Consider the following 22,603-nt stretch of genomic DNA (forward strand, 5'->3'; position numbering starts at 1 on the left):
GGGGTCACAAGGGCATCTTTGTGACCTTCACTACGCAGTCCCCATGCCTGATCTGTCGGCCGATCGCACCAGCCCCTCCAGCCCTGAAACGGCTGCGGGAGCTGACCCGCGTCAGCGGGCATGGATGGAGGTGTCCGCCTCAGCCGTAGAACACAACACAAGAGCGCTGAAAGGTCTGCTTGGCTCGGACTGCGCACTGATGGCAGTCGTCAAGGCTGACGGTTACGGGCATGGGGCCGAGACAGTGGCGCGGGCTGCCATCTGCGGAGGAGCGACCAGCCTGGGTGTCGCCACCCTGCAGGAGGGAATTGAACTGCGTCGTGCCGGACTGGAGCTGCCGTTGCTCGTGCTGGGCAATCTCACCCAGCCGGAAGAACTCAGGGCCTGCCTGCACTGGCAGCTGATGCCGACACTATGCAGCATGCGTGAAGCACTGCTCTGCCAGAACCTTGCTAGTGGCAGCGGCCGTCAGTTCACGGTGCAGCTCAAGCTCGACACCGGCATGACCAGACTCGGGTGTGATTGGCAGGATGGGGAACGCCTGACTGAGGCGATTCTCCAGCTTGACCAGCTGAACCTGAAGGGGGTTTACAGCCATCTTGCGCTCGCCGATGGCGAGCTTGAGGGACATGCGGAACAGATCACGCGCCTGCAGCAGGAACGCTTTGAGGCCGTGACACGATCACACCGTGGTCGGGGGCTTCAGCGACATCTGGCCAATTCAGCTGGGACCCTGCGTGATCGGTCCCTGCATCACGATCTTGTGAGGGTGGGACTGGCTCTCTACGGGCACGCACCAAGCGCTCAATTTGAAAAGAGACTTGATCTGCAGCCTGCCATGACGGTGAAGGCTCGGGTCAGCCTGATCCGGGAGGTCGCCGCAGGTGTGGGGGTGAGCTACGGGCACCGCTTTGTGACCAGCCGTGCCAGCCGGATGGCCGTGATCGGCATTGGCTACGCCGATGGAGTCAGCCGCTGCCTGTCCGGACGCATCCATGCCCTGCACAAAGGCAAGACATTGCCCCAGGTGGGTGCCATCACCATGGATCAACTGATGCTCGATGTCACAGACCATCCTGAACTTGAGATCGGTGATGTCGTCACGCTGCTGGGTCAGGATGAGCAACAGGTGATTCGGCCGCAGGACTTGGCGGAACTGTCGGATTCCATTCCCTGGGAAGTCTTGTGCAGTTTCAAGCACCGCCTGCCACGGCTGGTGGTCTGAACGAGCGCCCTCTTGTAAGCTGTGCATGCCGCTGGAGAGGTGGCTGAGTGGTTGAAAGCGGCTCCCTGCTAAGGAGTTACAGGAGGCAACTTCTGTCGAGGGTTCGAATCCCTCCCTCTCCGTTGTCAGAGTGATTCACGAGGCTTCAGGGCCAGATCAATCCTCTTGGAAACCAAACAAAGACTGGATTGGTGCTCAAGCCAGCATCTCGAGTGGATCACCCATGAAATTGATGACGTAATTATTTAAACAATCAAGACTTGAACACCAACCAAACACAACACATTTCAAAACCAGGCTTTCAGTTCAAGAATTATTTACCGGCATACCTCTCCATATTTTCACCTGCTTCATTCGCCACTGGAGCAGGCATCAGTTCGTAATTACCTGGACCAGGTGGAACTGGAACTGTTATCACAATCTTGCATCGACCTTTTGGAATTCAGAGATGGCGCCTAGTAACTCCCCATACCTTTCAGAACCTTTTCCTGGCAAATACTGCTTGAGAACCTGATCTCAGACATCAATCTCTTAGTGGTTTTGGCAACAATCTCCACACTTTTGCCTGGAATCCATCCGTGGCCACAGACCTGACTGAAAGCAAAAGCACAAACCTTTGAAGATATCAGCAATGCTTTTCAAACTAAACAACAATTCTGCAAGACGGCACCCTGAAGCATTAAATCAAGCCATCGGAACTCCCGATGACTCAGTGAATACCTGCAATCACCTGACTCAGAGACTGAATCAATAAAACAGAAAGATAGACCCTTCACTTTCATATCATCAAGACACACGAGACAGCCGCAGTACAGGCCGAACCCAGAAATTCTCTAACACAAACAAAACCCTCGACCGACTGAGATCAGGGCAACCTGCAACAACAATGGCGAAGGCCGAGAAACCACCAAATGACTGAATATCTTGATCGAAACTCGGGGAGTATTACAACACAAAAGTCTCAAGCGCTTGAGGCAAGCTCTGATAGCCTGCCAAGGAAACCAACCACAAATATAAAGGATGAATGCCTTTACAAGTGCACTAAAAAGATGGGTCAAAAAACTTGCAAGCAGCCTCAATAAGGCAAACACTCCTTCGACGAATAGCTTCGCTCTCCAGTCCATAAAGCCCAGGAAAAAATCCCAGCCAGAAACAAATAAATTCAATAAACAAGACCTGAAGAGATTCAATGATTTCCAAACTTTTTGCCTGATCATTGGCAATGCACGAAGCGGCTCAACAATCCTTGGCTCAGCCATCGACGCACATCCAAACGCAATAGTCGCCAATGAAACGTTGGCTTCAAATAATTTTTGGAAAGGACTGAACAAAGAGTCCATCCTCCAGGAAGTCATCGAAAACGCCTGCGTAAACCACCAAAACAGCCGACCATCAGAAAACTACCACTATCAAATAGGCGACGCACCCGCGACAAAAAGAAGAGTCCATGTTTATGGCGACAAGATCTGGAATCCAGCCACATTACTACTCCACGGCGATTATGAGTTGATTCCCAGACTAAGCGACACTCTCAACGCCAAAATATTTTTAATCGCCTCAATCCGCAATCCATTCGACACAATCGCAACCATGCACCAAAGAAGTCAAGCGCCCATCGCAGATCGCATTCGCTGGTATTTCATGCATTGCGAGTCTATTTCCGCACTGGAAGCCAGATCTCCTGATGCAGGCTTCATGCACTGCCACCATGAGCTGCTGATTGCCAACCCAGACGAGGAATTACTGAGAATCTGTGAAGCACTAAACCTCTCAACTGACAAAAAACACCTGGAAAGCATTTCAAAATTTCTTTTCAAAACGCCGAGCAGAAGCTCAAGCACAATTGATTGGACAGTCGAAGATATTGAAAATATTTTGACCCGAATGCAGAATTTTCCGTACTTGGCCCATTATCAAAATCAAACCCCCTAAGGCTTGGCAAGCACACATCAAATAACAATTCGAGGCTTTGAATCAGGAAAACGAATTAATTTTGATTGACCAACAATGGTTAACGGCATCTCCAGATCAGTGGGGCAATGAATGTCTTCCTCGGCGTTGAACTGAACCGCAGATCGTCAATTGGCTGCATACTCAGAAAGTTGCCTTGCGATCAACGGAAGAAGTTGTTGATCGCCGGCCCGCTCCGGCCCTTCGCTGAACACCACCAGCAGAGAAGCTGCCTGCCCGTCGAGGCACCACCAGGCTGCGTCGTGACGGGCCTGACTCATCCAGCCGGCCTTGCTCCAGAGCTGACTGCCGTCCGGCAAACCCTCGCCGAGAAAGCCATCTACCTGATTCTCGGGATCAGCAACCCTGTCTGACGAGCTGAGCGAGCGAGCCAATCGGGCTCGAAGTCTCTGACAGGCCGGAGGTGAGAGCACTCCATCGGTCATGACCGCTTCGAGAATCCTGGCGACCGCTGCGGTACAGAGTGCGTTGCGATTGCAGTTGTTCTCCCCATAAAACATGCGCTCCCTGCCGTAGGGGCCATCACCCCACGTTTTCTGGCAGCAGTTGATGCGCTCCAACTCAGGCCAGCCGAAACTCTGGAACCAGTCATTGACCAGGCGCCGCTGTTGCTGCCACTGGTCCCATGCAGGTGAGCGCAGCGGCGGACCACTGGTGGTGCCGGTGAGCAGATCCACGATCAGGCCAGTGGCGTCGTTACTGGAGTCCGCCAGCATGTCGAGGAGCGCACGTCGAAGCTCCTCGCTGTCTGGAATCAGATCGCGCTGCAACCAGTGCTCTGCCGCCACTGCGTACAGGAGTTTGACCACACTGGCCGGATAGATCAGCTTCTGGTCAGCCCAGGCAGCACCGCTGCCGCTGCCGTTGGCGGGAGACGCGCCGACGTAACGCACCCAGGTCACCGCCAGCTGATCGTGCAGACCGGGACGGCCATCGGCCGCCAGCCTGTCGATCAGAGCAACGAGGTGCTGCTGCATCGCCGGCTCGGGACGGTAGAACGCCATGGCACTGGCTATTGGCAATGCCGACCCTAGGCACCCCGATCACTCCGGACCTGATCAGCCCAGGAAGTTGCTGGAAACTGCTCCATGGCCAAAACGGCTACGCCACACCAACAGAGAGCGGACTCGCCACCCAGGCCGCAGCGGGCCGAGGATTCAAAGTCACGTCGGAATTACGCCAGGAGGACCATGGGCGATTGCGTGTTGTGTTTCTCGAAGACGGTTACCCCTGCTGGCTGTCCATGCATGAGCTGGACGGTCAGGCAGTTGCCTGTGAGGATTGGTTGCCACGTCTGCTCTCACACCCGGAGATCACCAACAGACTGAATGCAGTGCTGAACTGGCTGGAAGCCGCCTACCAGGTCGACAACACCTACCTCTGGGGAGGCACCATCGGACCCGATCTCGACTGCTCGGGTCTTGTGCAAACTGCATTTGCCAGCGCTGGCATCTGGCTACCCAGAGATGCCTATCAGCAGGAACAATTCTGTGAACCGCTGGCTGTGGCGCCGGATGAGATCAGCGAGTTGCAGGCTGGAGATCTGATCTTCTTCGGCACCCCTGAGCGCTGCACCCACGTCGGCATTCACCTCGAGGACGGTCGCTACATGCACAGTTCAGGGAGAGAGCACGGCCGCAACGGCATCGGCATCGACAGCCTGAGCCCTGAGGATCTCCATCCTGTGGCCTGCCACTACAGAGGTGAACTGCGGGGTGCCGGCCGGGTGACGCGATGCCACGACGGCAGCACATTGCCCTGACGCTGATTCAATTTCCCTCAACGCTTCAGGTGGAACAGAAATCAGTCACAGACAAAATTCTGAGCTTTACGCACAAAATTCAAGATAAATTCAGAGGAACTTCCTGAGAAGCGCCTGCGTATTTATCTGCGTTTGTTGACTTTTCAGGTCAAACCGGATGCGCGATCAAGCGAAATAGCACCAGTTGAAAAAGTCTTAAAAGCCCAGTACTAAAAAAAAAAAAAGGGGGGGGGGGGGGGGGATTAAGGTAAGAACCAATGGAAGTATTCATCATCAGCATCAGCAGTTAGTGATTAACCGCTGATTACGCTGGGTCCAGAAATTGAAAGCTGGCGGAGTAAACTAAAAATCCTCTCAAGGCATGACTGAAGGCCAGGACAAACCAATGGCGTCCATGGTTGAATCTAGAAAAATCTAGATGCATAAACTTTTAAACTACAGCAATTAGGCTATATCGTGCATTAAAATAACACAATCAATGCAAACAAATATAAGTTGGTATTCAAGAGACCTAAAAATCGGTCAAAAAGATTTTAAAGCTCCTTTTCGCGAAAAACATTCAACTCACTTTTGCCATGAGTTGAATGCCTTAGGCTTTTAAATAACCAAGAAATAGCTACGAAATAAAAACTATGTTAGGGTGATAAAAATATCCTGAGAGATAATAGAGGATCCAGCAAAGGCAAGAGTGGATTGAGGCTCCACACCATCGATTGTTGTAGAGAAAGTGGCGACATTGTGTATAAGCATGACAGAGATATTCTCACCAATCACAACGCGATCTGATAACGAGAAATCCAATGCCGTATCTGCCGAGTTGTCTAACTGATCAGCTGCGTAGTAGAGAAGATCAGAACCCTCACCGGTGGTAATAATGTCACCGCCAGCGCCTGAACGGATCAAATCATCGCCATCTCCTGAATCAATGAAATCATCATTGGCACCGCCTCGGATGAAATCATTATGTTCACTACCCGTTATGTAATCAGCCCCCGCATCAGAGCTGAAATACACACCATTAATTGAAGGACTGACTCAAACTGGAGCACTCGAAGTGATGGAACCGCCCCCCGCTGTGGGTGTGTTGAGGTCAAGGCTGAAATGAGCTGAGGGTTGCGTTCCCACCAGACCACGGCTCAGGCAACGTTTGATGGCAGCAAATCGAACGGCACCATCGGGAAGCTGCTCAAGCTCGACTGCAGAGGGCAGGTCAGCAGGAAGCTGACAAGGAACTTCAGAGTTGTAAAGTTTCATTTCGGTACGTTGCTTTGATTTGGTGAAGTATCGCTGAGCGCATTGCTCGCCTGACCGAACCCAGGCTTGGGCTTCCAGGTGATTAATGCTACATACGCAAAAAAAAATTTTATACGTTCTCCGCTTTTTCTCATCTAGTACCTTGCGAAGTTTAATCTTGGGTTACGTGCATCAAATGGACACCATCAAACAGGATGACAACTTATTGACTTCATTACAGTTAATAGAAAGGAGGATTTTTGCCTTAAGGAATGAAAATGCCGAGCGCCTAAAGAGAACGGAAAGAGTAAATAATAAAATTGAAAAACTGTTAGCAATTAAAAGCTCCTTGCATACTTTGGTGGACAATGTAGACAGCGATATGTTGAATTTTCACTATGTCATAGAGAGGCTTGTCAAAAGCAACTATTCCTGATTTATGCAATATTGTCGTCAATTGTTCTTTTTTCTACTTAGATAACGCTGCGCTTGGCATCCTGTATGTTCTCGAATAAATTTTGATTTTTTAGACTGCGTCAGCATATTTTTGTTTGATATATTTCGTATTTAGCCTGAATTGCCCGGAAATCTCCTGCATTTTTCTAAATATATATTTAATTAGTATGTGTTTTATTCGTACTATTTTAGCTGCTCGATAGGTTTCGCAGTCTGGTCACTGCTGATAGAGCTGGAGATGACCCGCGCAGCCCTGGAGCAAACCGAGTAATGCAAGCAGAATCGACCTATTCGTTGTGAAATAGCCTGCCCATAGGGCAGTGCCAGGGGATGCCTGGAAGCCATTCGGTTCACCGGTGCTCGGGCGCCCCGATGGATCGGGCTGCCGCTCAACGAATATTGGCCGGAGTTGCTAAAGCTCTGGTTCATTACTCAGTGTATTAGTGAATCAGTGGCTACTCCTTCTCTACACAGTGCTGTTTTGCTTTGTTTCCGGGGCGGCCTATAGCGCTGCACTCACCGGGAAGATTGCTTGCGTGAACTGCATTCAGCGACGACCGCATCAGTATTTGCGATGGTTCTATGGCTCCTCAACGAACCCTTTGGCTGAGCTTATCTTCCTGGTCGTGTGTAGTACTGGTGTCCTGGGTTTGCAAGTATGTCGGTTGACCACGGGGTTTACAGCTCACCCGAGTCAGAAAGGCCGGTTTTCTGGATGTTGCTACAGGAATGACAGTGATCGTGAAACACGGTTATCTGACTGGAGAGCAACACGAAAAAGATTGGTAGATGGGGCAGGTGATCAACTGCGGTGGCGCTGACGGTGATCCGAAGATCCACAACTTGCTCCAGATCGCTGATGTGGATTCAGGCGCGGTCCGCTGGGTCAACGCTGATCTGGTGACCCAAACCTTTCCGGAGAAATCAGGACAATGGAACCCAGCACTTGGCGAGGGTTGATGATTTCGTGTTTTTAGTGAATTGAATTGTGATACATAGGATCAGTTGAATCAGAAGACGAATTGCACATCGTCATCATCGATAGTGTCACCTCGGGAGACGAATTCAGTGGTTCCACTTTGAGCACCGGAAAGGGTGATGATGATTTTATTGGTGCCAAAACCTTCGATTTCGATAAGGCCCTCAAGATCAGCATCAATCTGAATCTTGTCGTCCCCATTCGAACCAAAGTCTATACAAATATCAGTTTCATTTAAATTGCCTTGGAGCTGATCAATAGTGTAATAAATTATATCATCACCTTGTCCAAGAGTGACCACACCAGCGCCGGTGCGAACTAGGTCATTACCTTGACCGGCGTTGACGATATCATTACCTGCACCAGCGCGAATGAAGTCTTTGCAGCTGCTCCCTTGAATTTGATCTTCTCCAGCACCTGTGTTGACGTAGAAATCAAAATAAAATTGAAAATCTCGTTCTAATTCAGACAATGACTGGGGAAGGGCATTCGCAATTAGTCCGGTTGTTGTAATGATGTTTATATCGACTGAATCACAAATGGCGCCATCCAGGTTGACAATGACGGTGCCCTCATAATCGTTATCGACCTGGTAGGTTGAACCAGCTGCTAGTAAAACATTTCCGTCTGCGTCTATTGCATTACCAACTCTGATTATTGCATCTCCGATGCCTTCAATAATGTAGTCTGCACCTGGAGTACCAGATGCAATATTAATTTCCCCTGTTTCAGGAACAACAATCGTAACAGGATCGTTGTTTGCGTTCGGATCGGCAATAACAACAACATCACCACCAATTACGCCAGTGGTAGATCCAGCCAATGGCTTAATATTGGCAAGTGATGCTTCAATACTAGATATTATCGGTTTATTTAAAGCGTCAATGGAAATCGGTAAAACTGGAAAAACGAAAGAGGATACTGATAAAAAACTAACACTTAATTTAACAGCTGCGTATTAGTGTTCAAATTCATATTACTTACATGACTGACAAGCTATGATTACGTTGTATATTTGACATGGACAAACTAATTACTTGTCAATTATTTCGCCTTGATATATTCACTATCACTTAACTAACATAATCTACGTACTTGTTCAAATGTTCAAGGAAACCGTTGGGTCCCAAGAAGCCCATTGGAGTAATCGCCCCAGATCCGATGCAGCGCGAGCTCAACAATTCCTAAAAACATCACTCCAGCCAGCAACCAACTCAACTGGGCGAGCGTTGAAATCTGGCTTCAGGTTCTGATGATTGCCAATCACACCTCTCAGCGGTGTGGTGACTCAGAACTTGTTTTCAAGAATTTCAATCAGTGGTGCCAAGGGATGGGGCTTAGCATTTGATGACGCACAGGGTCGCAGCGAATGGGATCGGGTGTCTGCGAAAGGAATTCAGCCCTGGTACCAGGGATACGCAACTCTGGTTCATAAGATCAAGCAAGTTTGCGGTGATCCTCTGCTTGTCGGATCAATCAATCCTAATCACTTCAAAGAAGGCTTTCAAGCCAAGGGGGCATGAATTCAATAAAAAAGTCTGGGCCGAGATCAAAGCCGCTTAATAGGAATTGGCAGCTAAGGAAACACTCGAAAAACGTCTCTTCAGAGTCATTCGCGATGAGCTTTATGACTCTATTCGCGAGAGGGATTTGGATAAAGAAATGGAGTTTCGGGCTGAGATGAGGAATGACTTACGATGAATTCCGAGAAGATTGATTTAGCACTATTCAATCTTATAAAAGAGAAGGCAATCGGCTTCGATCCCAAAAAGAAAAAGCCAGTTCCCAGAAGTAAGCAATCCGTCAGCTTCACCCGAGTGAAGGGACTGGATTGGCTTCTGCCTGGATTCTTTCCCGCAAATGACATCACTTTAATTTAGAGAATGCGCGGGGCTGGAAAAACTCGGCTTGCCCTTGAGGGTGCAATTTCATTGATGCGCGGAGTTGGGCTCCTGGAACGTCAAAGAAAGGACAAAGCCAAGCCGGTAAAAGTCCTTTTCTGTGCCAGTGACTCAGGAGCCGAACCTCTCAAGGATGAGCTTCTGGAGATGGGCATCGATCCCGACACCGATGAACTGTTCCAGGGGGATCTTAGGCAGCTCTGGGCTCATGGCCCCGGAACGATGGATGCCTGGGGTGCTGCTGCGCGGAAGGATCGAGCTGTTCGAGTGGGCGCAGGACAACCCTGGCGCTTGCGTGTTCATCGGTTCGGTGAAAACGATCAGGGCCAAGGGTGGTTTCTCCTACGCGGACAACGAACACGCCGCTGCATTTCTCACCTTCCTGAAGGAAGCGATCTGCCCGTTTGTCACGGTTGTGCACCTGGCGCATGACGGCACCAAGGCACACCGAGCCGGTGGAGCCGCGGCCTAGAGGGAGTATCCATCCATGGTCATTGGCCTTGAAAAGCTGAAAGCTCCAGATGGCAGAGACCTGACCACTAAGCGCCAGTTCACAGCCACCAAGTCACGGAAATGTGATGAGCGCACCTTCTTTTATGAGAAGGATGAGCACGGTCGCCTTAAGACCTGCACGGGCACTGAAGTCATCAGTGACATGGGCGGTCAAATCACAAAGGTGATGGTTGATGCCCTCGACGAAGGGATCGAAACGTGCATGTCGATGAGATCCGAAAAAGGGTGGAAGCGTAGATGGGGTGGGGCATCAGCAAAAAGACCATCTCCAACAACCTGACGAACCTCGTTCGTGGAAAGACTCCCCGTCTCAAGCGCTTAGGCACACCCTCTGGCACCTATCGGGTAAATGACTACTGGCTGCGGATCACTCGGAGTACGCAGACTTAGGAGCTTCGGATGAAGTTCGTGGGAACGAATCAGCGTCTTTGCATATTGGCCAGCGTATAAGTTTTTGACAAAGGCAATAAAAGTCAGTTTTGGCAGTCGATTCAAGCCGGTGACGCGATGCCACGACGGCAGCACATTGCCCTGATGAATCCCTTCGACAAGCTGCATGCCTGTCCACCTCAGTTCTAGAGCGGTGAGATGAGAGGTGCCGATTAAGTTGCATTGACATCGATCGAATCCCGATGAAGGCTGCGCTGGACCTTTCGGTTGTGGTGCCGCTCTACAACGAGGAGGAAAGCCTGCCTGAGCTGGTGGAGCAGCTGCTCAACGCACTGCGGCCCACCGGGGAGCGCTTCGAACTGGTGCTCGTCAATGACGGGTCAACGGATGACACCGCTTCAGTGCTGGAAAGTATCAGCAGCCAGGTACCGGAGCTGGCGGGTGTTTTGCTGCGCAAGAACTACGGTCAGACCGCGGCTATGGCAGCGGGTTTCGATGTCGCCGAAGGGCAGGTGATCGTCAGCCTCGATGGTGACTTGCAGAACGATCCTGCCGATATCCCCCTGCTGTTGAAGAAGCTGCGTGAAGGCTATGACCTGGTGAGCGGATGGCGTTTTGATCGCCAGGATGCCGAACTCCAGAGAAAACTCCCTTCCAGGCTTGCCAATCGCCTGATCGGAAGTGTGACGGGAGTCCGCCTGCATGACTACGGCTGCTCGCTGAAAGCCTATGACCGCGATGTGCTGTCCGACATGCGCTTGTACGGCGAACTGCATCGCTTTCTGCCGGCACTGGCCTTCATCGAAGGAGCACGCATCACCGAAGTGAAGGTGAATCACCGTGCCCGGCAGTACGGAACCAGCAAATACGGAATCGATCGGACCTTTCGAGTCCTGATGGACCTGCTGACCGTGTGGTTCATGAAACGCTTTCTCACCCGACCGATGTACGTCTTCGGGTTTGGAGGCCTTGTGGCCATCGCGACAAGCCTTGTGGCCAGCGCCTATCTGCTGGTGATCAAGTTAATGGGCGAAGACATCGGGAACAGGCCACTGCTCACCATGGCGGTTGTTCTTGGACTGGCCGGAATACAGCTGTTCTGTTTCGGGCTGCTGGGAGAACTGCTGATAAGGACTTACCACGAAAGCCAGGGTCGGCCGATCTATCGCATTCGGGCGACGTTCCGAGGGGGCCGGGCCACCTGAGCAGGAGTCGGTCGGGTCGCGCCACGGTGCCGCTCGATTGCAGTAGCAGCAGCCTCAACAACCAGACTGTTGGCATCACGCAGACCACGTCTCAGCAGTGGAAGAACGGAGGCATGGCCCCACTGACCGGCCAGCGTGACGGCCTCAAGCCTCTGTTCTGGGTTGCCTTGATCCATCGCCGCGCGCAGCCGGCGCTCAAGAGACAGTCTCTCGGCGGTACTGACCGGAGGCTGGAACAGGTCCGTTTGGAAGGTCCCATCAGCAACTTCTGCCTGAGCCCCAGGATCAGTTTGAGGCAGCGAAGCCTTCACCAGACCCAGTTGAGCTCTGTTGATGGCTGCGACGGAGGTCGCATCCGTGCTGCGCAACAAAGTTTTCCCAGGTTTCCTTCCGAGCCCCCACAGCACTGCCACCAGAACAAGGGCGGCACCACCTGCAAGCAGCTGATTCATGGGTTCAAAGCGGCCTAGGCCGGATGGATTGAACTTTTATTTCACCGACCCGATCGGTCGAAGACCACCAGAAAGGCAGTCCTTACAGTAACTGCAGACATTTGGGTCGCTGCCATGACTGGAGATTTTGTCGCTGCCTGGATGCCTTCGCTTTTCATTCCACTGGCCGGAGTGTTGGGTCCAGCCGTCGTGATGGTTTTGATGTTCAACCTGATCGAAGCCACTCCCGACTGATCGCTGAAAAGCCCCCAGCGATCAAGCGAACTGCCCACCCACCGCTTTCTTATCCATGTCTGTTTCCCCCGTCGCCGATCCAACGGTTGGCAATCTGGCCACTCCGGTTAACAGCAGCTACTTCGTCAAAGCCTTTCTCAACGCGCTGCCGATCTATCGACCATCCCTCTCCCCGAACAGACGTGGACTCGAGATCGGCATGACCCACGGATATTTGCTCTATGGGCCTTTCGCCGTCTGTGGGCCTCTCCGAAACAGCGATTACGCATCCACAGCAGGATTGCTCGCTTCCATCGGCCTGGTTTCAATCCTGACCGTCTGTCTGTCGATTTACGGCACTGCAGGCAATGGACCCAAGGTGCAGCCCCCTGACGCCACAATCGACAATCCACCGTCAGACCTTTTCACCAAGGAGGGGTGGTCTGAATTCGCCAGTGGTTTCTGGCTGGGTGGTTGTGGTGGAGCGGCGTTTGCTTGGTTCCTGGTCAGCGCAACCCCATTGCTTTATCTGGCCAAGATCGCTGGTGGTGTCGCGCCCGCCGGCTGAATCCACTCTGCTGAGTCTTCCATCAGCACGATGCAGATCACTGTTTGGCATGCCCCGAATCGAGTCATCGAAGGCTCATTCGGGGCTTTCCACTGCCAGGATCTGAGGCCTTGCTGAGCGGACTCCGACTTGCGGTCCATCTCCCAGCCATTTCTGAGACGGCCCGTCTTCACCATTGTTTGCAGCTTGCTGGTGCTGCTTGCGGGTGTGGTCTCACTGGTGGGCCTCGGGCTTGAGGACCTGCCTCAGCTGGCACCCACACGCGTGGGTGTGAGAGCCAGTTTTCCTGCCGCTGGACCGGAAGTGGTGGAGCAAAGCGTCACGGCAGTGCTGGAAAACCAGCTCAGTGGCCTGGACGGCCTCGAGAGCATGACCTCCAGCAGCAGTCAGGGCGGTGCAAGTCTCAGCCTGCGCTTTGAGTCAGGCGATCCAGAACTGAACGCGATCAAGGTTCAGAACGAGGTCAACCTGGCCAGCCGACGACTGCCTCAGACCGTGACCAGGCAGGGGCTGAATGTGAACCGCTCCACCAATGATCTGCTGCTGATCCTCGGCTTCAGCGCCCCCCCCGGGCTGTATGAACCGATCTTCATCGGTGGCTGGCTCGAGCAGCGTCTCAGCGAAGGCCTGCGAACCACTCCTGGCGTTGGTGACATTCGTGTGTTCGGCAGCAGTGAGCTCGCTTACCGGCTCTGGCTGGATCCCAGTCGCCTGGAGCAGTTCAGTCTCTCTACGAACGACATCACAAACGCTCTGGCAGAGCAGAACGTTCTTGCCGCGGTGGGAAACCTTGGGGAGGCTCCTGCTCCGGCAGGACAGCTTTTCAGCCTGCCGGTTGATGCCGAAGGACGTCTGCGCAGCCAGGCCGACTTTGAGGCCATGGTGGTCAAACGCACTGACAACGGAGGCCTGATTCGGCTGAAGGATGTGGGTCGCGTTGAACTTGGCCAACGCAGCTACGGCAGCAGTGCTCTCAATCTTCAGGGCGAAAGCTCAGTGGCTGTAGGCATCTTCCAGCGGGATGGATCGAATGCTCTGGATGTCAGCCGTGCGGTGCAGGACAGGCTGAAAAGCCTGGAAAGCAGCTTTCCCCCCGGGTTGGCCGTGCAGATGATCTTCGATGTAGCCGAAACCGTCCGGGCCAATCTCGATCGCACCAGAGACACCCTCCGGGATGCGGTGCTGCTGGTGCTGGTGGTGCTGCTGCTGTTTCTGGGACGCTGGCGCCTTGCCTTGATCCCAGGCCTGGCAGTGCCTGTGGCACTGATCGGCAGTCTGGTGGTGATCCGCCTCAACGGGTCGAATCTCAACAGTCTGATCCTGTTCGGCCTCGTGCTGGCCACTGGCATCGTGGTCGATGACGCCATTGTGGTCAGCGAAGACATCGCAGGCCGGATCGAGCAGGGCCAGGAGCCACAGGGGGCTGCGGAAGATGCCATGGCAGAACTTGCGAGCGCAGTCTTGGCCACATCTCTGGTTCTGGCTGCTGTCTTTCTGCCTGTTCTGCTGATCCCTGGCTCCATTGGCCGCCTCTATCAACCGATTGCCCTGGCCATCAGCGGCGCCATCTTGTTCTCCACCTTCAATGCCCTCACCTTCACACCGATGGCCTGCGCCCGCGTGCTTGGGAAGGGTGACGGACGATTGCCAGCACCGCTCAGATCGATCAGTCGCAGACTGCGTGAGGGCATGGCCCGGTTGCAACGTCTTTACGCAAGGCTGCTGGCGGTCTGGCTGGCACGGGGCAGAACCGTCATTGCGCTGGTGCTGGCAGGCCTGATGCTCACAGGCATTGGTCTGGCGACGATCCCCACCTCCTTCATCCCCGACGAAGATCAGGGCCAGGTGCGTGGTTATTTCACGCTGCCGGAGGGAGCAAGCCTGGAACGCACCGAAGCCGTGATGGAACGCATCCGCGAGGTGGTTGCCGAGGAACCCCTGGTCCGGAGCGGCAATTTCTATGCCGGAAACTCATTCGGACAGAGCGGCGAGGACACCGGGTCTTTCTATCTGCGCCTCTCACCCCTGAAAGAACGCCCTGGGCGGCAGAACAGCAGCCAAGTCGTGAAACAACGTCTGAACAGCGAGCTGAGACGACGCATCACCGATGCTCAGGTGATTGTGACCACGCCCCCCACAGTGCGGGGGTTCAGCAGTGAATCGGGCCTGCAGATGGAACTGCTGGATCGCAGTGGTGGCCAGCTCAGCCTGCAGGATTTCGAGAATCAGGCTCAGCAGTTCATCCTGGCTGCCCAGAACTCCGGACAGTTCCAGCGGGTGAGCACCCGCTTCGATGCAAGCTCACCGCGGTGGAGGCTTGAACTTGACCGCAGCCAGATGGCAGCACTGGACCTACCGGTTGGTCCCACTCTGAGGGACATCGGAACCGCCATCGGAGGCCGTTTCATCGATGACACCTTCTCAGGAGGGGAAATCCGCAGCATCTACATCCAGCTGGAGGGAACGAGCCGCAGCAAGCCTGGGGATCTCAAGAGCCTGATGGTGCGCAACCGCAGCGGCGACCTTGTCTCGTTGGCGAACGTTGCACAACTCAAACGTGATTCAGGGGCGAATCGAATCACCCACTACAACCAGAACCGATCGATCAGCATCACTGCCATCACTGCAGACGGGATCAGCAGTGGCCAGGCCATCGATCTCCTCAAAACCATCAGTGACAAGACCGGCGGAGACAACCTGGCGCTGGCTTTCACCGGGCTTGCCAGAGAAGAAACGAGAGCTGAGTCCGTGTCCTGGGTACTGTTCGCCCTCGGAGTCACGGTGGTGTATCTGTTGCTGGCGGGCCTCTATGAAAGCTTCGTGGATCCGCTGATCATTCTGCTCACAGTGCCGATGGCACTGCTGGGAGCTTTGATCGGCCTGAAGCTGCGCAGCCTCACACTCGACGTATATGCCCAGATGGGTTTGCTGGTGCTGGTGAGCCTGGCCGCCAAGAACGGGATCCTGATCGTTGAATTCGCCAATCAGCGGCTGCAGCAGGGGATCGAATTGATGGAGGCGATCGAGGAAGCGGCGATCAACAGGATGAGACCAATTCTGTTGACAGCGGTGACATCGCTGGCAGGATTTCTGCCACTGCTGCTTGCCCGCGGAACAGGCTCCGCCGGTCGCATCAGCATCGGCACCGTTGTGTTCAGCGGGCTGCTGGTGTCCACGCTGCTCTCACTGTTCATCGTGCCTGCCACCTATCTGCTGTTCAAGCGCTGGCGAAAAGTCACCCCTGCAAAACCGGAGCTGGACGGCTGACGTTCAACAGGGCTCAAAGCGTTCGTTCAGCGCCGGGCCACCCCCGGGAGGAACCAGGCACGTGGCTGACGACGACGATCCAGCGACCGATTCTGAGCTCGCGATGGGCATGAAAGTTTGCGGAACCAATGGCTTCTGAGCCAAGGTCTTCGAAGCCAAGGTCTTCGGAGCGAACGTCGACCCAGGTGTTGTTCGCTCAGCAATCCGCTCATCCGCCTCGAGCTGAGCCAGGTCAATTCGCTCTCTTGGAAGAATCTGCAGGGTGAGGTTGTAACCGGTCGCAACGCCAACCAGCAGCACAACGAGCTCCAGTCTTGGGGGCAGGGAGGGAAACGACATTCAGAACTCAATCAAGACGGTGAAGCTCCAGTAGACGCGGAGAGCGGGATCAAAACGTGACTGAAATCGATTGAAGCAATGACGCTTTGCATATGAAGACGCGAGGCACGGATTTGTAGGGTGTGTGCTCCATGAAGGGCTGAGACGTCACGGCATGCTGAAAAGCGCAACGAATCGCCGGGCGTCATCGGCTCAAGCTCGTTATTTCTCCTACGGCGAAGCGGCCAATCCGATTCGCAGCGGACTGACGAGTGCTGTTCCCTATCGCTCCTTTTCCCCGGCTTTCTTTTCCCAGAAAGGCAGTGCTGTGATGCCTCTGGATCTGAGCGAAGAACTGCAGTGCAGTGGACCTGCCACCGGTCCATCGTTGTGCGCCAACTTCATCCGACTGGATGGCGAAGGGCTGCGCACCGCAGCTGTGGCAACAAGCCAGTTGTTCTTCGTGGCCGATGGCCAGGGAGACACTGAAGCCTGTGGCGAACACTTCCGGTGGAGCAAGGGCGACATGCTCGTTCTTCCCGCCGGGGGAGACGCCATCCACAGCTGCTCAGGCAAAGCGGCTCTCTACTGGGTGCACGACGCACCACTGCTGCGTTTTCTGGGTGTGTCTCCGAATGAAGCCCGTTTCAAGCCAACGTTTTACAGCCATCACGACAGCCAGGAGCGACTGGCTGAGATCGCGGCCAGCCCCAGCGGCGCCCGTGCCAACCGGGTCAGCGTGCTGCTGGGCAATTCAGCGTTTCCACAAACAAGAACAGCCAGCCACACCCTTTGGGCCATGCTCGGCATTCTTCCAGCAGAGCAGGAACAGAAACCTCACCGACACCAGTCGATCGCCCTGGATTTCGCCGTGGACTGCAAGCCCGGTTGTTACACCCTGATTGGCACTGAGCTTGATGATCAGGGAAAAATCCGTGACCCGCACAGGGAGGATTGGGCAGCTGGTGCCGCTTTTGTGACTCCACCGGGCTACTGGCATTCCCACCACAACGAGTCAGATGCAGATGCCTATGTGCTGCCGATTCAGGACGCAGGACTGCATACCTATCTGAGGACGCTCGACATTCTGTTCAGCGGCTGATGAACAGCTGAGCTCATGAACAGCTGAATAGTTCTGCACCGTTCAGGTTCAGCTAACAAAAAACCCCCGCCAGGTCAGCTGGACAGGGGTGAATTGAGGATTTCCCTTGCTGTAAGGGCAATCAGGATTGATCAGCCGAACTTGCCGGATGTCGATGCGATCAGGAAGGCCGCATACGTGAGGATGTAGCCGATCGTGAAGTGGGCGAGGCCCACAACACGAGCCTGAACGATGGACAGAGCCACTGGCTTGTCGCGCCAGCCAACAAGGTTGGCGAGCGGTGTGCGCTGATGGGCCCAGACGATGGTCTCGATCAGCTCCTGCCAGTAGCCGCGCCAGGAGATCAGGAACATGAATCCAGTCGCCCAGACGAGGTGGCCGAACAGGAACATCCAGGCCCAGACGGCAAGGTTATTGCTGCCGAAGGGGTTGTAACCGTTGATCAGCTGGGAGGAGTTCAGCCACAGGTAATCGCGGAACCAGCCCATCAGATAGGTGCTGGACTCATTGAACTGAGCCACATTGCCCTGCCAGATGGCCAGATGCTTCCAATGCCAGTAGAAGGTGACCCAACCGATTGTGTTCAGAGCCCAGAAGACGGCCAGATAGAAGGCGTCCCAGGCGGAGATATCACAGGTGCCGCCACGGCCGGGACCGTCGCAGGGGAAGGAATAACCGAAGTCCTTCTTGTCAGGCATCAGCTTGGAACCACGGGCATCCAGAGCGCCTTTGACCAGGATCAGAGTGGTCGTGTGCAGACCCAGAGCGATGGCATGGTGAACCATGAAGTCACCAGGTCCGATCGGAAGGAACACGTCTGTGCTGCCGTTGATGGCATCCATCCAGCCGCCCATGTAGGCGGCGTTGGCATTGGCGGCAGCACCAGCGGAATTGGAAAGCAGCACGTCGAAACCGTAGATCGCCTTACCAGAAGCAGCTTGAACGAACTGGGCAAAAACGGGCTCAACCAGAATCTGCTTCTCGGGGGTTCCGAACGCCACAACGACATCGTTGTGAACGTAAAGACCAAGCGTATGGAAGCCAAGGAAGAGGGTGATCCAGCTGAGGTGGCTGATGATCGCCTCCTTGTGCTCCAGCATCCGAGCCAGAACATTGTCCTTGTTGGCTTCGGGGTCGTAATCACGGATGAAGAAGATCGCTCCGTGAGCAAAGGCACCGCACATCAGGAAGATGGCGATGTACTGGTGGTGTGTGTACAGAGCAGCCTGTGTCGTGTAGGCCTTGGCAATGAAGGCATACGACGGCATCGCGTACATGTGCTGAGCCACCAGAGAGGTGACCACACCGAGAGAGGCAAGGGCCAGGCCGAGCTGCATGTGCAGGCTGTTGTTCAAGGTGTCGTAAAGACCCTTGTGACCGGCGCCGAGATCGCCTGGGGTGCCCTTTGGAGGATTGTGAGCTTCGAGAATTTCCTTGATGGAATGACCGATACCAAAGTTGGTCCTGTACATGTGACCAGCGATCACAAACAAGCAACCGATCGCCAGGTGGTGGTGAGCGATGTCGGTGAGCCAGAGGGCTTCGGTCTGGGGATGGAAACCGCCAAGGAAGGTGAGAATCGCAGTACCGGAGCCTTCGGCAGTACCGAAGATTTGACCCGCAGTATCGGGATTCTGTGCATAAACACCCCAGTTGCCGGTGAAGAAGGGTCCAAGACCGGCGGGGTGAGGCATCACACTCAGGAAGTTGTCCCAACCAACGTGCTGACCCCTTGATTCAGGAATCGCCACGTGCACCAGGTGTCCGGTCCAGGCGATGGAGCTGAAACCGAAGAGGACAGCCAGATGATGATTCAGACGTGACTCAGCATTCTTGAACCACGCGAGTGACGGGCGGAACTTGGGCTGAAGGTGCAGCCAACCGGCGAAGAGTGCCCAGGCCGACAGGATCATCATGAAGATGGAACCCTGATACAGCTCGGCATTCGTCGTCATGCCGATTGTGTAGAACCAGTGATACAGGCCTGAGTAGGCGATGTTCACAGGCGATGTGGCTCCCGCTTGGGTGAAGGCGGTGATGGCGCCCTGACCGAAATGGGGATCCCAGATTGCGTGAGCGATGGGCTTAACGTGCAGAGGGTCGGCGACCCACTGTTCGAAGTTGCCCTGCCAGGCGATATGGAACAGGTTTCCCGAAACCCAGAGGCCAATGATGGCGAGATGCCCGAAATGAGTGGAGAAGAGCTTTTGGTAAAGCCTCTCCTCCGTCATTCCGTCATGGCTCTCGAAGTCGTGAGCCGTGGCGATCCCGTACCAGATGCGGCGGGTTGTCGGGTCCTGTGCCAGACCCTGGCTGAACGAAGGAAATTTCGTTGCCATTAGAGGGAAAGTTCAGGAAAGGTCAGCCGCCCACCACAAGGATGTGGGCGTGGAAGAAGGACCACGTGACAGTGATGCCGCCCAAAAGATAGTGAGCAACACCGACAGCACGGCCCTGGATGATGGACAGCGCACGAGGCTGAATGCCTGGGGCCACCTTCAGCTTGTTGTGAGCCCAGACGATGGACTCAATCAGCTCCTGCCAGTAACCGCGGCCACTGAAGAGGAACATCAGGCTGAATGCCCAGATGAAGTGACCACCAAGGAACATGATTCCGTAGCCGGCTGTGTTGGAGCCGTAGCTGTTGATGACCTGGACGGCCTGAGCCCACAGGAAATCACGCAACCAACCGTTGATGGTGATGGCGCTGTTGGCGAAGTTGCCGTTGGTGAGGTATTGGACTGAGCCATCGGGCCTCACCGCACCCCACACGTCGCTCTGCATTTTCCAGGAGAAGTGGAAAATGACGATCGACAGGGAGTTGTACATCCAGAACAGACCCAGGAAGACATGGTCCCAGGCAGACACCTGGCAGGTGCCTCCTCGACCGGGGCCATCGCAGGAGAAGCGGAAACCGAGGTTCGCTTTGTCTGGAATCAGACGGGAATTACGGGCGTAAAGAACACCCTTGAGCAGGATCAGCACCGTCACGTGAATCGTGAAGGCATGAATGTGATGAACCATGAAGTCCGCTGTGCCCAGAGGGATCGGAGCAGCGGCGACCTTGCCACCTACAGCCACAACCGAACCGTTGAACACTTCACTGACGCCGGCAAGGGCGTTGGGTGCGGTGCTGCCGGCAGCTGCAGCGTGAAGACCCTGAATCCACTGAGCGAATACGGGCTTGAGCTGAATCGCGGAGTCGCTGAACATGTCCTGGGGACGCCCCAGAGCACGCATCGTGTCGTTGTGGATGTACAGACCGAAGCTGTGGAAGCCAAGCCAGATGCACACCCAGTTGAGGTGGCTGATCAGAGCGTCACGGGCCTTGAGCACCCGGTCCAGCACATTGTCCACGTGCTTGGCGGGGTCGTAATCGCGAATCATCGCGATGGCTGCGTGCGCTGAAGCACCGACGATCAGGAAGCCACCGATCCACATGTGATGGGTGAACAGACCGATCTGGGTCGGATAATCAATCGACATGTACGGATAGGGAGGCATCGCATACATGTGCTGGGCAACGATGATGCTCAAGGAGCCGAGCATTGCAAGGTTCAGAGCAAGCTGAGCGTGCCAGCTGTTGATCATGAACTCGAACAGGCCGTCATGGCCCTTCGTTGCCGGGAAAAGCAGGGGATCGCCTTTCTGACCCTCGAGGATTTCCTTGATGGAATGGCCGATTCCCCAGTTGGTCCGGTACATGTGTCCGGCCACGATGAACAGCACCGCGATGGCCAGATGATGATGAGCGATATCGGTCATCCACATGCTTCCGGTCACAGGATTAATCCCACCCTTGAAGGTGAGGAAATCGCTGTATGCAGCCCAATTGCCATTGAAAAAAGCACCGATGCCGGCACTGAATCCTGGATAGAGCTGAGCCAGCAGATCCTGATTGAAGAATTCGTGGGGAAGAGGAATGTCTGCCACAGAAGCAATGGTCTTGCCGTTCAACACCAGCGGCTGGCCGGCGTCGATGGCATCCATCAACTTCGTGGTGGGCAGGGACACATGCAGCAGGTGACCGGTCCAGGACAGTGAGCCCAGGCCCAGCAGACCAGCCAGGTGGTGGTTGAGCATCGACTCAACGTTCTGGAACCACTCAAGCTTTGGAGCTGCCTTGTGATAGTGGAAAACGCCTGCATTCAGCATCAGGCCGGCCATCACCAGAGCGCCGATGGCGAGAGACATCAACTGTGTCTCATTGGTGATGCCCCAGGCTCTCCAGACATGGAAAAGACCGGAGGTGATCTGGATGCCCTGGAAACCGGCACCCATGTCGCCGTTGAGGATTTCCTGGCCGAAAACCGACCAGACCACCTGAGCGCTTGGCTTCACATGGGTGGGGTCGGCAAGCCAGCCGGAGAAATTGGAGAAGTGGGCGCCATGGAAAAAGGCACCACTCAGCCAGATGAAGATCACGGCCAAATGGCCGAAGTGAGCACTGAAGATCTTCCGAGAGACCTCCTCAAGGTCACTCGTGTGGCTGTCGAAATCGTGAGCGTTGGCGTGGAGGTTCCAAACCCAGGTGGTGGTTTTGGGACCTTTCGCGAGGGCTCGGTCGAAATGTCCGGGCTTTCCGAACAATTCGAAGGTCGCTGGATTGTCGACCTTCTCGACTTGAGTCTTCGCGGTGCTCCCACGCTCTGGTGGGCTGATGGTCATCGAGTCGTTCCTCGAGGGACGGGATCGAGGTGGTGGGACACCCCTTCGGCAATCCGTGGGATCACCGGGGCCCCGGATGCGGATCAGCAAGCTTCACCACAACCGGGCGCCAGTGGTATTCAGAGTAATGAACCCTGACTCTCACTGGAGCTAGGGCCCCAAAGAGGGGACCGCTGGCGGCAGCATAGGAGGGGAAGCAGGCATCACACGACAGGGAGTTACAAAGGTTCAATCCGGCAGCGGGCCTGTCCAGACCTGGAATCTGCTCGAGCTCGAGCATCAGCGAGGAGACCCCGATTAGGCACGTTGAGCAACACAAACAGACGACACATATCGATCTATTTAATGCAAATCATTCCCAATAGTGCGCCTCTTCCATC

General features: G+C 54.6%; 22 protein-coding genes and 1 tRNA gene. 14 read left to right on the forward strand and 9 right to left on the reverse strand.

What is annotated here, in order from left to right; genetic code table 11:
* The first annotated feature begins 43 nt into the window (after nucleotides 1-43).
* The 3 genes from alr to SIB83_RS05105 all read left to right on the forward strand — a co-directional run bounded on the left by alr (nucleotide 44) and on the right by SIB83_RS05105 (nucleotide 3,157).
* The gene (gene alr, locus SIB83_RS05095; protein ID WP_413746952.1) at nucleotides 44-1,225 is read left to right on the forward strand and encodes an alanine racemase; all 1,182 of its coding nucleotides are present in this window, start codon (nucleotides 44-46) and stop codon (nucleotides 1,223-1,225) included.
* 33 nt (nucleotides 1,226-1,258) lie between these two features.
* Nucleotides 1,259-1,347: transfer RNA gene (locus SIB83_RS05100), tRNA-Ser, on the forward strand.
* An 898-nt stretch (nucleotides 1,348-2,245) separates the two neighbouring features.
* On the forward strand, nucleotides 2,246-3,157 hold the full coding sequence (locus tag SIB83_RS05105) for a sulfotransferase (protein WP_413746953.1): 912 nt from the start codon (nucleotides 2,246-2,248) through the stop codon (nucleotides 3,155-3,157).
* Nucleotides 3,158-3,303: 146 nt separating this feature from the next.
* Here the strand turns inward: SIB83_RS05105 and SIB83_RS05110 are convergent, their stop codons facing one another.
* Entirely contained in the window at nucleotides 3,304-4,200 is an 897-nt protein-coding gene (locus SIB83_RS05110) for a serine hydrolase (RefSeq protein ID WP_413746954.1), read from the reverse strand.
* 17 nt (nucleotides 4,201-4,217) lie between these two features.
* On the opposite strand from SIB83_RS05110, the gene SIB83_RS05115 reads away from it, so the two are divergent.
* On the forward strand, nucleotides 4,218-4,958 hold the full coding sequence (locus SIB83_RS05115; protein ID WP_413746955.1) for an NlpC/P60 family protein: 741 nt from the start codon (nucleotides 4,218-4,220) through the stop codon (nucleotides 4,956-4,958).
* Between the two features lie 630 nt (nucleotides 4,959-5,588).
* On the opposite strand, the gene SIB83_RS05120 is transcribed toward SIB83_RS05115, so the two are convergent.
* Together SIB83_RS05120 and SIB83_RS05125 are read right to left on the reverse strand one after the other, a co-directional pair.
* Nucleotides 5,589-5,972 (reverse strand): hypothetical protein, encoded by a 384-nt coding sequence (locus tag SIB83_RS05120; RefSeq protein ID WP_413746956.1) that lies wholly within the window; start codon nucleotides 5,970-5,972, stop codon nucleotides 5,589-5,591.
* A 21-nt stretch (nucleotides 5,973-5,993) separates the two neighbouring features.
* Nucleotides 5,994-6,212, reverse strand: coding sequence for a hypothetical protein (locus SIB83_RS05125; protein WP_413747413.1), 219 nt, complete (start codon nucleotides 6,210-6,212; stop codon nucleotides 5,994-5,996).
* 175 nt (nucleotides 6,213-6,387) lie between these two features.
* Between SIB83_RS05125 and SIB83_RS05130 the strand changes: the two genes are divergently transcribed.
* Together SIB83_RS05130 and SIB83_RS05135 are read left to right on the forward strand one after the other, a co-directional pair.
* Nucleotides 6,388-6,627: a hypothetical protein gene (locus SIB83_RS05130; RefSeq protein WP_413746957.1), complete on the forward strand. Its 240-nt coding sequence runs from the start codon at nucleotides 6,388-6,390 to the stop codon at nucleotides 6,625-6,627.
* A gap of 809 nt (nucleotides 6,628-7,436) precedes the next feature.
* The gene (locus tag SIB83_RS05135; RefSeq protein ID WP_413746958.1) at nucleotides 7,437-7,607 is read left to right on the forward strand and encodes a DUF3104 domain-containing protein; all 171 of its coding nucleotides are present in this window, start codon (nucleotides 7,437-7,439) and stop codon (nucleotides 7,605-7,607) included.
* A 50-nt stretch (nucleotides 7,608-7,657) separates the two neighbouring features.
* On the opposite strand, the gene SIB83_RS05140 is transcribed toward SIB83_RS05135, so the two are convergent.
* On the reverse strand, nucleotides 7,658-8,449 hold the full coding sequence (locus tag SIB83_RS05140) for a hypothetical protein (protein ID WP_413746959.1): 792 nt from the start codon (nucleotides 8,447-8,449) through the stop codon (nucleotides 7,658-7,660).
* Between the two features lie 460 nt (nucleotides 8,450-8,909).
* Here SIB83_RS05140 and SIB83_RS05145 point away from each other — a divergent pair, with 460 nt between their 5' ends.
* From SIB83_RS05145 to SIB83_RS05160, 4 genes are all read left to right on the forward strand, one after another.
* The gene (locus SIB83_RS05145; protein ID WP_413746960.1) at nucleotides 8,910-9,149 is read left to right on the forward strand and encodes a hypothetical protein; all 240 of its coding nucleotides are present in this window, start codon (nucleotides 8,910-8,912) and stop codon (nucleotides 9,147-9,149) included.
* Nucleotides 9,150-9,735: 586 nt separating this feature from the next.
* On the forward strand, nucleotides 9,736-9,999 hold the full coding sequence (locus SIB83_RS05150; protein ID WP_413746961.1) for a hypothetical protein: 264 nt from the start codon (nucleotides 9,736-9,738) through the stop codon (nucleotides 9,997-9,999).
* A gap of 15 nt (nucleotides 10,000-10,014) precedes the next feature.
* Complete coding sequence (locus tag SIB83_RS05155) at nucleotides 10,015-10,320, forward strand: hypothetical protein (protein WP_413746962.1); 306 nt, start codon at nucleotides 10,015-10,017, stop codon at nucleotides 10,318-10,320.
* Between the two features lie 352 nt (nucleotides 10,321-10,672).
* Nucleotides 10,673-11,635 carry a glycosyltransferase family 2 protein gene (locus tag SIB83_RS05160; RefSeq protein WP_413746963.1) on the forward strand — a complete coding sequence of 321 codons (963 nt, stop codon included), beginning with the start codon at nucleotides 10,673-10,675 and terminating at the stop codon, nucleotides 11,633-11,635.
* Here SIB83_RS05160 and SIB83_RS05165 read toward each other — a convergent pair.
* Nucleotides 11,593-12,087, reverse strand: a complete 495-nt coding sequence (locus SIB83_RS05165; RefSeq protein WP_413746964.1) for a HEAT repeat domain-containing protein — start codon at nucleotides 12,085-12,087, stop codon at nucleotides 11,593-11,595. The two genes, SIB83_RS05160 and SIB83_RS05165, sit on opposite strands and share 43 nt — an antisense overlap.
* 114 nt (nucleotides 12,088-12,201) lie before the next feature.
* On the opposite strand from SIB83_RS05165, the gene SIB83_RS05170 reads away from it, so the two are divergent.
* From SIB83_RS05170 to SIB83_RS05180, 3 genes are all read left to right on the forward strand, one after another.
* Entirely contained in the window at nucleotides 12,202-12,321 is a 120-nt protein-coding gene (locus SIB83_RS05170) for a photosystem I reaction center subunit VIII (protein ID WP_413403936.1), read from the forward strand.
* 55 nt (nucleotides 12,322-12,376) lie between these two features.
* A complete protein-coding gene (locus SIB83_RS05175; protein WP_413403938.1) occupies nucleotides 12,377-12,868 on the forward strand; it encodes a photosystem I reaction center subunit XI in 492 nt (163 codons plus the stop codon).
* A gap of 129 nt (nucleotides 12,869-12,997) precedes the next feature.
* Nucleotides 12,998-16,135 carry an efflux RND transporter permease subunit gene (locus SIB83_RS05180; RefSeq protein ID WP_413746965.1) on the forward strand — a complete coding sequence of 1,046 codons (3,138 nt, stop codon included), beginning with the start codon at nucleotides 12,998-13,000 and terminating at the stop codon, nucleotides 16,133-16,135.
* Between the two features lie 3 nt (nucleotides 16,136-16,138).
* Here SIB83_RS05180 and SIB83_RS05185 read toward each other — a convergent pair whose 3' ends face one another.
* A complete protein-coding gene (locus tag SIB83_RS05185) occupies nucleotides 16,139-16,474 on the reverse strand; it encodes a hypothetical protein (RefSeq protein WP_413403942.1) in 336 nt (111 codons plus the stop codon).
* A gap of 154 nt (nucleotides 16,475-16,628) precedes the next feature.
* Here SIB83_RS05185 and SIB83_RS05190 point away from each other — a divergent pair, with 154 nt between their 5' ends.
* Nucleotides 16,629-17,555, forward strand: a complete 927-nt coding sequence (locus SIB83_RS05190) for a cupin (RefSeq protein ID WP_413403944.1) — start codon at nucleotides 16,629-16,631, stop codon at nucleotides 17,553-17,555.
* Nucleotides 17,556-17,686: 131 nt separating this feature from the next.
* On the opposite strand, the gene psaB is transcribed toward SIB83_RS05190, so the two are convergent.
* From psaB to SIB83_RS05205, 3 genes are all read right to left on the reverse strand, one after another.
* Complete coding sequence (gene psaB / locus SIB83_RS05195; protein ID WP_413403946.1) at nucleotides 17,687-19,894, reverse strand: photosystem I P700 chlorophyll a apoprotein A2; 2,208 nt, start codon at nucleotides 19,892-19,894, stop codon at nucleotides 17,687-17,689.
* Nucleotides 19,895-19,916: 22 nt separating this feature from the next.
* Nucleotides 19,917-22,223: a photosystem I core protein PsaA gene (gene psaA, locus SIB83_RS05200; RefSeq protein ID WP_413403948.1), complete on the reverse strand. Its 2,307-nt coding sequence runs from the start codon at nucleotides 22,221-22,223 to the stop codon at nucleotides 19,917-19,919.
* Nucleotides 22,224-22,284: 61 nt separating this feature from the next.
* Nucleotides 22,285-22,503, reverse strand: coding sequence for a hypothetical protein (locus SIB83_RS05205; protein ID WP_413746966.1), 219 nt, complete (start codon nucleotides 22,501-22,503; stop codon nucleotides 22,285-22,287).
* Nucleotides 22,504-22,603: the final 100 nt, after the last annotated feature.

The organism is Synechococcus sp. MIT S9507, from assembly GCF_047304715.1.
GTDB lineage: Bacteria > Cyanobacteriota > Cyanobacteriia > PCC-6307 > Cyanobiaceae > Synechococcus_C.